Genomic DNA, 12347 nt, shown 5'->3' with positions numbered 1-12347 from the left:
CATGATTTCCCACGGCCTGGCCGGCGTGCCCGACGCGGGCGCGTTCCTGGCCCGGCTGACCCGGTTGGACCCCACCGCCCCCGTACGCCTGCGCACCACCGGCGGCCGGGTCGCGCTCTGGGGCCGGCTGCCGTGGGAGGTGCTGGTCACCCGCGAGGTGGCCGGGCACGGCCCCGGCGACGCCACGGTCTCGGCCGGCGAGTTGCTCTCGGTGCTGGCCCGGGGCGGCGACGAGCTGCCGGCCCGGCGCGACGCCCAGTGGCGCTGGCCGCTGCCCCCGCCCGGCGGCGAGACGGTCGAGTCGGTGTCAGGGGCCGAGCTGAGCCGGCTGGCCGACGCTGCGGCGGGCACGCTGCGTGAGGTCTCCTCCGGTGGCCTCGCCGGTCGCGCGGTCGGCCAGCGGGCCGTGCGCGACGCCCTGCTCGACCACGTCGCGCTGGTGGCGACCCCGGCCGGGGGCCGCCCGGTCGAGGTATCACAGCGACTCGTTCAGGCGATCTCCCGGATGGGATTCCTCGGCCCGGGGGAGACTGAGGCTCCGGATACCCGGATTCGGGTGGCGGGGAATTGGGTGGGACTTTCCGCACCATATGGAGTGGCGTGGCTACAGACGGTCAAGAAATTGACCGTTATGCCTATAGGTAGTCACCCGAAAGGGTGATGCCCACTCGGACGACCGGTCCCGCCCTCCGGTTGGGGGGATGACCTCCGCGACCGGTACGGGTACCGTCGGCCCTCGGATCCACTCGCTACGTCCGGCGGTGGGTTCGCTGGGGAGTGAGGTGCACAAAGATGCCGTGGTGGTCATGGCGTCCGGGTTCGGCCGCGGGCAGCGCGCCGGAGACCGACGAGGATTCGACGGTTCGGAGCGGCACGGTGCGTGTCGGAGTCCCGGCGCAACGTGAGCCGAGCCGGCTTCCGGTCCCGGTCGAGAAGTCCGCGACCGAGGAGCCCGAGGTTGTCGCTCCGGTGACGCTCACGCGCATCGGCAAGGCGCTCGATCTGCTCGACATCCGTTTTCTCGCCGACGGCGGGGGCAGCCTGCTGGCCATGTGGGAGCGGCACGCGGTGCTGTTCACCCTCGAGGGGCCGGACGACGAGATCCTCGTGATGCGCGCCCGCCCGCACGCCACGGTCCCGCCCGACTGGGCCGACCGGGCCTACCGCGTGGTCAACGAGTGGAACCACACCCGCCGCTTCTGCAAGGCCTACGTGGGCGACCCGACCGAGCGAGGCCAGCTCCCGATCTACGCCGAGCTCCAGGTCCCCCTGGCCGCCGGCTGCCACGACGCCCTCCTGGTAGAACTGCTCGACTGCGGTGCCGCAGTAGCCACCAGCTTCGTCGACTGGCTCCACGACGAGGGCGCTCTGCTCTGACCGAAAGACAAAGGCCCCGGCGCGATGCGCCGAGGGCCTTTGTCTTTGCCCGGCTCAGCGCATCGGGAAGAGACCGACGCGGCCGTGGAACTCCCTGCCCAGCTCGTCGGTGTCCGAGCCGACCAGCAGGCCCTGCGGGAGGGCGACGAAGACCCGCACCCCCACGCCGCGCTTGCGGGTCGGGTTCCACGAGAGGGCCCGTCCCGTCGACGAGCTGACCGCCCCGATGCCCGGCCGCGAGACAGCCCCCGGCCCCGGCCCCTTGGCGTCGGTGCCGTACGGGTTGTCGAAGTAGCGCTGGTGCCCGCCGAGATAGACGGCCGACCCGGTCACCGCGAGCGCGTACAGCGAGTCGCCGCCGGTGCGCTGCACCCAGGTCGGGTTGTGCCGGCCGGAGCCACCCACCTCGAAGCGCGCCGCCGAGTCGCACAGCCGGTCGGGGGAGGACGCGCGCCCGGTCGCCGCGACCACGAAGTACGACCCGTCGGGCGAGAACTTCACCTGGCGCAGATAGGTGTCGAAGCCCTTCATGCACTGTGGCTTGTAGGCGTCGGTGTACCAGCTCGTCAGCTCGGCCGACGGCCCCCCGACGTCGAACATGGCGATCTGCGTACGGTCGTATCCGCTGGCCCGCAGCAGCGCGCCGACCGCGATCAGCTTGCGGCCGTCGGGCGAGATGTCGAAGTGCTCGACCCGGGTCCGGCTCAGGCCGGGGGCGCTCAGCCGGGCGTCGAAGCCGGTGTCGACCGTGCCGGTGTCGGCGTTCAGGCGGGCCAGTCCGCTCCGGTTGACCCCGTTGATCGCCTGGAACGTCCCTGCCGCGTACAGGCGGGAACCGCGGGCCTGCAGCGCCCGCACGTCACCCCAGCCGATCCGGGCCCCGAAGGAGCTGACCCGCTGGCCGCCCAGCGTGAGCTTGGTCAGGCCGCGCTGGGCGGTGCCGTTGACGGTCTTGAAGGCGCCGCCGGCGTAGACCGTGCCGTCGGGGCCGGCCGAGAGGGCGTAGACCGCGCCGTCGACCTGCGGGGCGAAGGTGCGAATGGCCCCGTCGTGCAGGTCGAACGCGAACAGGTTCTTGCGGGCGAAGGTCGTCCGGCGGGTGCTGTCGGTGACCTTGGTGAAGGCCCCGCCGACGACCACGGTGTCACCGACCACGGCCATCGACCAGACCGTTCCGTCCATGACGTGCGGCGTGTAGTCGACCGGGTTGGTCGACACCAGCGTGGAGTGGGCCATGTCGGCCGCGGCGGGGTGCGCGCACGCTACGGCGGCGGCAACGACAGTGGCGGCGGCGATCAGGCGGCGGCGCATGGCGATCTCCTGGTCGTAATACCCGAAATTTCAGGTGATCAGCGAGTTTGTCACCGAATCAACGACCTAGCCCTGCGCGGGGGAACGATCAGCCGTGCTCGTCCATGTGGTTGACCATGAAGTACGCCGCCCGCTCCAGGTAGTTCCACAGCTCGTCGTGCTGCGTCTGGGGCAGCTCCAGCGAGTCGACGGCGTCGCGCATGTGCTTGAGCCACGCGTCACGCGCGGCCACGTCGACCCGGAACGGCGCGTGCCGCATCCGCAGCCGGGGGTGGCCGCGGGTCGCCGAATACGTGTTCGGGCCGCCCCAGTACTGCATGAGGAAGAGCGTCAGCCGTTCGGCCGCCGGGCCGAGATCCTCCTCGGGATACATCGGCTTGAGCAGCGGATCACCGGCGACACCCTCGTAGAAGCGGTCGACCAGGCGCCGGAACGTGGGCTCGCCGCCGATGGCATCGAAGAAGCTGGCAGGTGCAGTCACCCGTCCATCCTGCCAGCCGCGAGGCGTGACCACCGCCGCGGTCAGGGCACCTCGGGTGTGACGCTGGTCGTCGCCACGGTGGGCCGAAGCGGGGCCGGTGGCGGTGGCGCCGCGGCGCCGGACTCGGCGGCCTGGACGGCGGCGGCGAAGGCGGCGGGCCGCGGCCACCGGCGGGCCAGCAGCCCCAGCGCGATCGTGCCGCCCACGCTCCACAGCCCGACCACCATCGGCAGCCAGAAGCGGTCGGCCAGCAGGCCGGTCACCATCACGGCCCCGAACTGACTGAACTGCAGGCCGGTCTGCATCACGCCGTACGCCCGGGCGCGGTATCCGTGCGGCAGGATCAGCACGAACTTGCCGTTGAGGGTGGGCATCACCCCGCCCTGGGCGATGCCGGAGAGGGCCACCAGCACGGCCACGACCGGCGCGGGCGGCGCGGCCAGGGCCGGCACCAGCGCCAAGGCCGAGAGCACGGCGAGCGGCCGCACCAGCCGGTCGCGCAGGGCGGGCCGGGCGAGCCGGTTGATCAGCAGGCCGCCGATCACGAAGCCGATCGGGCCCGCGGCCATGATCATGCCCTGGTTGATGCCGCGGTCGGCCGGATCGCCGCCCTCGGCGGCCCACGCGGCGGCCAGGCCCTCGGGCACGATGGCGAACATCGTCAGGACGAACACCATGATCGCAATGGCGCGCAGCGTCGGCACGCCGAACACCAGCCGGAACCCCTCGACCGACTCGCGCAGCAGGTGGCTGCGGGGCGAGCGGGCGTACGCGGCCGGCCGGGGCTGCAGGAAGAGGGCGATCAGGGCGGCCGACAGGGCGAACGTGATCACGTCGATGACCAGCGCCACCTGCGGGTTGATCGCGGTGGCCAGGGCCGCGCCGGCGAGGTAGCCGAACACCTGGGCCGCTTGCACGCTGGTCGCGTTCGTGGCGACCGCGATCGGCAGCTTGTCGCGGCCCACCACGAGCGGCTGGAGCGCCGAGCGGGCCGCCTGCGTCGGCGGCGTGCCCAGGCTGGCCAGGAAGACGATCAGCAGCATGACCGGGATCGGCACGTGCGGGATCAGCAGCAGGGCGATGAGCACCATGCGATAGATGTCCGCCGTGAGGAGCACGCGACGGTACGGATAGCGCTCGGCCAGCGCCGAGAGCAGCGTGCCGCCGATGACCCAGGGCAGGAAGCTGACCGCGAACGCCGCCGCCGAGAGCAGAACCGACTTGCTCTGCTCGTAGACGAGGACGGTGATGGCGGCGCGGGCCAGATAGTCGCCGACCCAGTTGGCGACCAGCGAGATGTAGAGCGCCCGGTATTCACGGATGGCGAACAGGTCACGAAAAGTGACCAGGCGTTCGCCCTCCGTAGTCGCGCGGTGCCGACCGGCCCTTCGCGCGTCCGGGTCCTCGGACACCAGCCCTCCATCGTTCTCGGCGTTCCGCCGGATCGGGGCGGTCACCGGGCACTCCCGGCGCGAGGTCGGTGCCCGAAAGGAACGTGATGCCGCAAGTGCAGATGCTCAAGCGGATTCTGCCCGATCGTCCGAGTGGATGCTAGTGCGTACGGGCGATTTGTCGGCCATTCGGTCGGCCCCGGCATCACCCGGAAGGACTAATCCCAGCTCAGGTCGCCCCGCCCGGCTGCTGGTCACTCCCGGAATTCTGAAAGAAAGCCGGCGGTACCGCGCCGCGCGGCATCAATCGAGAGACGGCGATGCGCTCGGACAGCCCGGAGGTCTCGAGCGACTCGGTCAGGGCCCGCCGCAGGTCCCGCTGCACCGCGAACTGGCCGTCGGCGGTGGTCTTGGCGATCGTCCGGATCACCGCGCCGTCCACGGTCAGCTGCTCGACACCGACCACGTCCGGCGGCTCGAGGAACTCGGTCTGGTGCTCGGACTGGTTGGCCACGGCGTCGGCGGCTTCGCGCAGCACGGCGATCGCCTCCTCGGAGTTGACGAAGCCGATCGGGATGTCGATCACAACCATGGCCCAGCCCTGGCTCTTGTTGCCGACCCGGATGATCTCGCCGTTCCTGATGTACCAGAGCACGCCGCGCGCGTCGCGGATCTGGGTGATGCGCAGGCCGACCGTCTCGACGACGCCGGTCGCCTCGCCCACGTCCACCGTGTCACCCACGCCGTACTGGTCCTCGAGCAGCATGAACAGACCGGCTATCAAGTCCTTGACCAGGCTCTGGGCGCCGAAGCCGAGGGCCACGCCGACGATGCCGGCGCTGGCCAGCAGCGGGCCCAGGTTGAAGCCGAGCTCGCCGAAGACGAGCAGCGCCGCCATCGTGAAGACCACCGCGCTGACGAAGCTGCGCAGCACCGAACCGATCGCCTCGGCCCGCTGCCGCCGGCGCTCCGGGATGAACTGGCCCTCCTCGGCGTTCGCCGAGACCCGTTCCTTGAGCGGTTTCAGCAGCGCGGGCATCGAGGCGCGGCTGGTGCTGGTGGTCAGGCGGTCGATCGCCCGGTGGATCAGCCAGCGGATCAGCAGCGCGATCAGGATGATGCCGATGATCCGCAACGGCTTCACGATGATCACGTAGCTGCTGTTCGCGAGCCACTGGTTGCCGGTCCAGTCCAGCACCTGCTTGCACAGGACGTCGGTGTCGCAGTTCGCGGTGACGTCGGGCGTGACGTAGATGTCGGTCGAGGGGGCCGGGTCGGGATTGGGGGCTAGCAACAACACGGGGAGCCACCGTACCGGGCGAACCTGGGCCGCCTCTCAGCCACCGCACAGCGCTGTGACCTCAGACGTTTACCGTCCGGCCACGGATTGTGCTCGCAATTTGGTCATCCATCAGGGACTATTGGCGCACGAGGCATCGTCGCCGGCGCCTCGTTACTCGTCTGCGGATTCAATAGGAGCGGTGACTAGCACCTACACCGAAGGGTGATCGCGATGCCTGACATACGACCCATAGTGGGCTCATCCGCGTTGGTTCTGAACGCCACCTACGAGCCGCTGTGCGTCGTATCGGTGCGTCGAGCGACCATCCTCGTCCTGACGGCCAAGGCAGAGTGCGTCTCCGACGGTGACGGCATCCTGCACAGCGTGCACACCAATCTCCCGGTCCCGTCCGTGGTGCGCCTGACCCGATACGTGAAGGTGCCGTATCGCACACATGTCGGCCTCTCCCGCCGCGCGATCTTCGCCCGCGACGGCGGCCGCTGCGCCTACTGCCGCGGCTCGGCCGAGACCATCGACCACGTCTTCCCGCGCAGCCGGGGCGGCCTGCACGCCTGGGACAACGTCGTCGCCGCCTGCGCCAAGTGCAATCACAGCAAGGGCGACAAGACACCGGCCGAGCTGGGCTGGCGGCTCCACCAGATACCAGCGGCGCCCCGTGGGGTGGCCTGGCGCGTGCTGGGACACCGCACGCCCGACCCCCGTTGGGCCGACTGGCTCGACCTTCCCGCCGCCCCGGCTGTCACAGCCGAGGCGGCGTAATTATTGGACCTTTTAGCAGGCTCAGCGGTCAGGTGTTCTTGGCCGAGACCAGCGAGGCGAAGACGACGATGTTGTCGGAGTAGCCCGTGCTGCCCCCGACCCAGCGCCCGCCGCAGGTGATCAGTCGCAGCGAGGGCCGGCTGTAGTCGCTGTAGACGCGCTGCACCGGCAGCTTGCCCTTGTCGAAGTGCTCGACCGAGTTCACCTCGAACACCGCGACCGAGTTGTCGGCCCGGGCCACCTCGATGCGCTGCCCCGGCTTGAGCTTGGGCAGCCGGTTGAAGACCGAGGGGCCCGTACGGGTGTCCGCGTGCCCGACGATCAGGGCCGGCCCGAACTGGCCCGGTGTCGGCCCGCCGTCGAACCAGCCCGCCTCGTTGTGCCGTTTCAGGGGCGGCACGTCGACCGAGCCGTCCGCGGCCCGGCCCACCTCGAGGATCGGCGCCTGCACGTTGATCGCCGGGATGCTCAGCCGCTCGGGGCGGCTCGGGTCGAGCACCGGGAAGGCCCGCGGCGGCGGGGTGTTCTTCGCCGAGCTGCTGAAGATGCTGGTCAGGTCGATGTTGGTGGCCGCGCCGATGCCCATGGCGACCACGAACAGGCCGAGGAAGAGCAGGGCCAGCGCGATCAGCCCGATCGGCCACGGCTTGCGGCCGCGCATCGGCCGGGGCGGCGTCTTGGGCCGGGGCCCCGGGCTGGGGGTGCGGAAGGGGTGACGCCCGGGAGCCGACCGCGGGGCGGGCAGCGGGCCGGTGATGACACCGGGCGGGGGCGCGACGATCTGGGCCGGCCGCTTGCGCAGCACCGACTCGGGCATGCGAGGCCCGGACGCTCGGGGTGACTGTGGGCGGGCCATCCGCGCCTCAGCCGAGCCGCCGCCGGCGCAGCGAGACCGCGCCCAGTCCGATGGCCGCCGCGACGATGGCCAGGCCACCGCCGATCAGCAGGGGGGCCTGGCGCCCGGGAGCCGTGCCGCCGCCGCCCGTGGCCGGGCCGCGGGCCGGTTGCACCTTGGCCACCACGTGCAGGGTGGCCGTCGCCGTCGAGCCGTCGGGACAGCTCAGATCGACCCGGTAGTCGCCCGGGCGGGTGGTGCCGGGCACCCGCGCCGTCGCGGTCAGGAACCCGTATCGCGGGGCCACCGTGACCGAGCCGAACAGCCCCGAGGTGACCGTGGCCGCCTTGAGATTGTCGTCACAGGAGGCCCGCAGCCCGACCTCGTCGCCGGCCGGGACCGTGCTCGGGCTCAGTTCGAGGAAGATGGCCGCGCGGGCGGCTGCCGCGGGCCGGGCCACGAGGACTGGGACGAACAGGACAGGTAGGCCCAGAACGAGCGCCGCCAGGGCGGCGGGGACGGGCAGGCGCATCGGTTCCCCCTCCTGCCGCCCGTGGACGCGTGGGCACGAACGGCGCGTGAGGGTGATTTTCGCACCCCGGGGCCGATTCCGCGTAGATCCCGACGGCGTGAGAACCCGGTTCGACACCCGACGCTCCGGGACGACCAGCGCTCCGCTACCGTGACAGATGTTCGGATCAACTGGGAATACAGACGCCTGGGGGCGTTGAGGTTGTCGATTTCAATCACCGTTCTGGTCTACGTGATCATTCCGGCTGCCGTGATCGGGTTGATCGCCGCGCTGTCCCTCGCGGGCACGCGCGACGCGAAGCAGCCTGATCGTCGATACCGGCCCGGTCGTCCCTACGACTTCCGGCCGATCTGGTTCCTGGCCGCGCCGGAGCAGGTCGTCGGCGCCACCGGGCGCCCGGCCCTGACCGGCGGTCCCGTGCTGGAGGACAGCAGCGGCGCCCGGGTCAAGCCCGGTTCCACAGGAGGCGCAAGTGACAGCTGGTGACCTGGCCCGGCAGGGTGGGCACGACCAGCCCCTGACCGAGCTCGAGCACCCCGGCGGCGACAGCATCGTGGCCCACCACGGGCCCAGCGCCGCCGACGGTCCCTTCACGACCCGGCAGCTGCTGCGGCTCGACCACGCGCTGCGCATCGCGAACACCGAGACCGGCCTGACGTTCAGCGTCTTCATCGGCGAGTTCGAGACGCCGGCCCGGGAGTACGCGGAGCGGCTGCACCGGCAGATCGACGGCGCCGCCGAGGCCGTGCTCATCGCGGTCTCGCCCAACCAGCGCAAGCTCGAGATCGTCACCGGCAACGAGGCGCGCAAGCGCATCTCCGACCGGGATGCGAAGCTGGCCGGCCTGTCGATGGCGGCCGCGTTCGCGGGCGGCGATCTGGCCGGCGGCGTGGTCGCCGGTCTCGACCAGCTGGCCAGTCACGCCGGCCGCTCATAGTCAGATCTAGGACAGAGCCCTCGCCCCGCCGCTGGTGGGACGGGGGCTCTTGTCGTGCACAAAGAGAATCTTCCGGGCCGAAACCCGGCGGTAACAACGGGGTGTAGGTAATCTCGTTACTCCGCGCGACGGTGCGTGGTGGCCGTGGAGGTGTGACGATGACGAGCCCGGCTTCGATTACCGAGCATCCGCAACGGTGGACGGCGCCGGACGGCCGCTGGACGGAGCCCGACCTGCATCTGTTCCCGCAGGACGGCCACCGCTACGAGATCGTCGACGGCAGCCTGCACGTCGCGCCGCCCGAGCCCGAGTCGCACGAGGCGATCGTCCGCGCGGTCGTGGCCACCCTGCGCGCCGCGGCCCCGCCCGGCTGGTGGGTCTGCGACCGCCTGGGCGTCGAGATCGGCGACAGCAACCTGGTGCCCGACGTGACGGTGCTGCGGCCGCGCTCGTCGGGGGCGATCTGGTGCGACCCGGAGGACGTGGCCCTCGTGGTCGAGGTCGAGACCACGGCCACCCGGCGCTTCGACCGTCTGCTCAAACCCTCCCTGTACGCCGAGGCCGGCATCGGGGCCTTCTGGCGGGTCGAGCCGGGCCGCACGAGCCCGATGCTGCGCACGTACGAGCTGGGCGCCGCCCGCTATCGGGCCGTGCACAGCATCGAGGGCGCCGAGCCGGTCAAGCTCGACGCCCCCTATCCCGTCCGGGTCGCCCCGGCGGCGTGGATCTGATCGGTTACTTCCCGGCGGCCGTGTCTTTCGCGCGCGCCTTCAGGGCCCGCACGACGCCGTCGCGGCCCTCGGCGACCAGCCGGCGCAGCGAGGGCGGGTTGCCCTCCCGGGCCAGCCAGGCGTCGGTCTGCGCGACCGTCTGCTCGCTGATCTGATAAACCGGGTAGCCCATCATCGCGAACTCCTGCGCGGGCTCGCTGTCCGAGCGGGCCCACACGTCGGCCACCACGTCGAAGAACTTCTCGGCGTAGGGCGCGGTCAGGTCGGGCCGCCTGGCGCTCTGGAAGCCGCTCAGCAGCGACCGGTTGAGCCAGTTGGGCACGTCCTTCTCGCCGGTCAGGTCGGCCCACACGCGGGCCTTGTTCTCCGGCGTCGGGATCAGCGCGCGGGCGATCGCCGCCTCCCGCTCGCCGCTGGCCGTCCGGTCCGAGTTGAGCTCGTCCTCGATCTGCTCGTCGGTCGCCGCGTCCAGCGACGCCAGCGCCTGCAGCAGCGACCAGCGCAGCTCGGTGTCGACGACCAGGCCCTCGGGCACGCCCTCGCCGTCGAGCCAGCCGCGCAGCACGGCCTGCTCCTCCGGCGTGCGGGCGGCGCCGACGAACGAGCGGGCCCAGGTGAGCTGCCACCCGCTGCCGGGCTCGGCCGCGGCCAGCGAGGTGCGGGCCAGCTCGGCCAGCTGGGCCCAGCCGGTGGCCTGCCAGGCCGGGTCGGCGTACTGCGCGACGGCCGTGGACGCCTGCCGGGCCGTCCAGGTGGTGAGGTTGATGTCGGTCTCGGCGGGCAGGCCCGAGCAGACCAGCGTCACGTAGTCGCGGGCGGCCAGCTCGGCGTCGCGCAGCATGTCCCACGCGGCGTTCCAGCACAGCGCGCGCGACAGCGACGAGTCGAGCCCGTCGATGTGCCGCACGACCGTGGCCATCGAGCGCTCGTCCAGCCGCAGCTTCGCGTACGAGAGGTCGTCGTCGTTGAGCAGCAGCACGTCGGCCGCCTTGACGCCGGCCAGCTCGGTGATCTCGGTGCGCTCGCCGGTGACGTCGATCTCGAGCAGGTCGCGCCGCACCAGCCGGTCGCCCTCGAGGTCGTAGAGGCCGACCCCGATGCGGTGGGTGCGCAGCGTCGGATAGCCGGCCGGCGCCTCCTGCTGCACGACCACCTTCCCGTACGTGCCGTCGGAGCCGATCTCGACCAGCGGGCGCAGCGTGTTGACCTGGGCCGTCTCGAGCCACTGGGCGGCGAACTTGCGCAGCTCGCGGCCGGACGCGGTCTCCAGCTCGGTGAGCAGGTCGTCGAAGGTGGCGTTGCCCCAGGCGTGCTTGCCGAAATACGCCCGCAGGCCGGTCAGGAACGAGTCGAGGCCCACGTACGCGACCAGCTGCTTGATCACGCTGGCGCCCTTGGCGTACGTGATGCCGTCGAAGTTGACCTCCACGGCCTCGAGGTCGGGCATCTCGGTGTAGACCGGGTGCGTCGACGACAGCTGGTCCTGGCGGTAACCCCAGCTCTTGCGTACGGAGAGGAAGGTCGTCCAGGCGTCGGTGAAGCGCGTGGCGTGCGTGTTGCACCAGTGGCTGGCCCACTCGGCGAACGACTCGTTCAGCCACAGGTCGTTCCACCAGCGCATCGTCACGAGGTCGCCGAACCACATGTGCGCCATCTCGTGCAGGATCGTGTTCGCGCGCTGCTCGTACTCGAAGTCGGTGACCTGCGAGCGGTAGATGTAGTGCGCCTCGGCGTGCGTCACGCAGCCGAAGTTCTCCATCGCGCCGGCGTTGAAGTCGGGCACCCACAGCTGGTCGTACTTGGGCAGCGGGTAGCGCACGCCGAACTGCTCGTGGAAGAAGTCGAAGCCCTGCTTGGTGACCAGGAACAGGTCGTCCGGGTCGAGATACTGCGCCATCGACGCGCGGCAGAAGACGCCCAGCGAGATGCCGTCGTGCTCGTCGCGCACCTCGTGGTACGGCCCGGCGCAGAGCGCGGTGATGTAGGTGCTCATCCGGGCCGAGGTCTGGAAGTGCACGGTCTTGGCGCCGGGGCCCGCGGGCTCGTCGCGGTCGACCGGCATGTTCGAGATGACCTTCCAGTGCTTCGGAACGGTCGCGTGCCAGGTGTAGACGCTCTTGAGATCGGGCTGGTCGAAGCAGGAGTACACCCGCTGGGCGTCGGCCGTCTCGAACTGACTGTAGAGGTAGACCTCCTTGTCGACCGGGTCGGGGCTGCGCTGCAGGCCCTGCCCGCTCGCCGAGTAGGCGAAGTCGGCGTCCACCACCAGCTCGTTCTCGGCGGCCAGCCCGGTCAGGGTCAGGCCCTTCTCGGCCGAGAACCCGCCGAGGTCGATCGCCTCGCCGTTCAGCGTGGCCGACCGCACCGAGGCGGCGGCGGTCTCGATGAAGGTCTCCGCACCGGGCTCACGACAGGTGAACGTCACAACCGTGGTGGAGCGGAAGGTGCCGTCGCCGGGATTGCCGTGGCCGTCGGTCAGATCCAAGGTGATGTCGTACCCGGTGACATCCAGCAGGCGCGCCCGCTCGGCCGCCTCCACCTGGGTCAAATTACGAACTCCGGCCACAGTCACTCTCCTCTGAGCGCACAAGCTTTCCTCGCCAGCCTAGGCGTCTGTCCGGTGTCACACCTCACCCGGAGTCGAGCTGCTACCGACCGGACAGCATGTCGGTCCCATTTGTGACTCAACA

The 12347-nt window shown here is 70.9% G+C and carries 13 protein-coding genes; 6 read left to right on the top strand and 7 right to left on the bottom strand.

The window, feature by feature from the left end; genetic code table 11:
* The first annotated feature begins 1 nt into the window (after position 1).
* Together JKJ07_RS39265 and JKJ07_RS39260 are read left to right on the top strand one after the other, a co-directional pair.
* Positions 2-661, top strand: coding sequence for a DUF8185 domain-containing protein (locus tag JKJ07_RS39265; protein WP_202997095.1), 660 nt, complete (start codon positions 2-4; stop codon positions 659-661).
* A 131-nt stretch (positions 662-792) separates the two neighbouring features.
* Positions 793-1377 (top strand): type III secretion system chaperone family protein, encoded by a 585-nt coding sequence (locus JKJ07_RS39260; RefSeq protein ID WP_202997094.1) that lies wholly within the window; start codon positions 793-795, stop codon positions 1375-1377.
* Positions 1378-1431: 54 nt separating this feature from the next.
* Here the strand turns inward: JKJ07_RS39260 and JKJ07_RS39255 are convergent, their stop codons facing one another.
* From JKJ07_RS39255 to JKJ07_RS39240, 4 genes are all read right to left on the bottom strand, one after another.
* On the bottom strand, positions 1432-2688 hold the full coding sequence (locus tag JKJ07_RS39255; protein ID WP_202997093.1) for a delta-60 repeat domain-containing protein: 1257 nt from the start codon (positions 2686-2688) through the stop codon (positions 1432-1434).
* Between the two features lie 88 nt (positions 2689-2776).
* Positions 2777-3202: a globin gene (locus tag JKJ07_RS39250; RefSeq protein ID WP_438871474.1), complete on the bottom strand. Its 426-nt coding sequence runs from the start codon at positions 3200-3202 to the stop codon at positions 2777-2779.
* Positions 3203-3210: 8 nt separating this feature from the next.
* On the bottom strand, positions 3211-4581 hold the full coding sequence (locus JKJ07_RS39245; RefSeq protein WP_202997091.1) for an MFS transporter: 1371 nt from the start codon (positions 4579-4581) through the stop codon (positions 3211-3213).
* A 208-nt stretch (positions 4582-4789) separates the two neighbouring features.
* Positions 4790-5857: a mechanosensitive ion channel family protein gene (locus JKJ07_RS39240; RefSeq protein ID WP_498370764.1), complete on the bottom strand. Its 1068-nt coding sequence runs from the start codon at positions 5855-5857 to the stop codon at positions 4790-4792.
* Positions 5858-6073: 216 nt separating this feature from the next.
* Between JKJ07_RS39240 and JKJ07_RS39235 the strand changes: the two genes are divergently transcribed.
* Positions 6074-6622 carry an HNH endonuclease gene (locus JKJ07_RS39235; RefSeq protein WP_202997090.1) on the top strand — a complete coding sequence of 183 codons (549 nt, stop codon included), beginning with the start codon at positions 6074-6076 and terminating at the stop codon, positions 6620-6622.
* A gap of 28 nt (positions 6623-6650) precedes the next feature.
* Here JKJ07_RS39235 and JKJ07_RS39230 read toward each other — a convergent pair whose 3' ends face one another.
* Both JKJ07_RS39230 and JKJ07_RS39225 read right to left on the bottom strand, forming a co-directional pair.
* Entirely contained in the window at positions 6651-7439 is a 789-nt protein-coding gene (locus JKJ07_RS39230; protein WP_236030672.1) for a class F sortase, read from the bottom strand.
* A 46-nt stretch (positions 7440-7485) separates the two neighbouring features.
* A complete protein-coding gene (locus JKJ07_RS39225; RefSeq protein WP_202997088.1) occupies positions 7486-7989 on the bottom strand; it encodes a hypothetical protein in 504 nt (167 codons plus the stop codon).
* 201 nt (positions 7990-8190) lie between these two features.
* On the opposite strand from JKJ07_RS39225, the gene ctaJ reads away from it, so the two are divergent.
* The 3 genes from ctaJ to JKJ07_RS39210 all read left to right on the top strand — a co-directional run bounded on the left by ctaJ (position 8191) and on the right by JKJ07_RS39210 (position 9657).
* Positions 8191-8475 (top strand): aa3-type cytochrome oxidase subunit CtaJ, encoded by a 285-nt coding sequence (gene ctaJ / locus JKJ07_RS39220; RefSeq protein WP_202997087.1) that lies wholly within the window; start codon positions 8191-8193, stop codon positions 8473-8475.
* 64 nt (positions 8476-8539) lie between these two features.
* Positions 8540-8926 carry a DUF5130 family protein gene (locus JKJ07_RS39215; RefSeq protein ID WP_202997340.1) on the top strand — a complete coding sequence of 129 codons (387 nt, stop codon included), beginning with the start codon at positions 8540-8542 and terminating at the stop codon, positions 8924-8926.
* A 158-nt stretch (positions 8927-9084) separates the two neighbouring features.
* Positions 9085-9657: a Uma2 family endonuclease gene (locus JKJ07_RS39210; protein ID WP_202997086.1), complete on the top strand. Its 573-nt coding sequence runs from the start codon at positions 9085-9087 to the stop codon at positions 9655-9657.
* 4 nt (positions 9658-9661) lie between these two features.
* Here JKJ07_RS39210 and pepN read toward each other — a convergent pair whose 3' ends face one another.
* Positions 9662-12223 carry an aminopeptidase N gene (gene pepN / locus JKJ07_RS39205; RefSeq protein WP_202997085.1) on the bottom strand — a complete coding sequence of 854 codons (2562 nt, stop codon included), beginning with the start codon at positions 12221-12223 and terminating at the stop codon, positions 9662-9664.
* Positions 12224-12347: the final 124 nt, after the last annotated feature.

This window comes from Paractinoplanes lichenicola, from assembly GCF_016785085.1.
Lineage (GTDB): Bacteria > Actinomycetota > Actinomycetes > Mycobacteriales > Micromonosporaceae > Actinoplanes > Actinoplanes lichenicola.
Note: the sequence above shows the minus strand (reverse complement) of the source record. Positions and strands in the feature narration are given on the sequence as shown.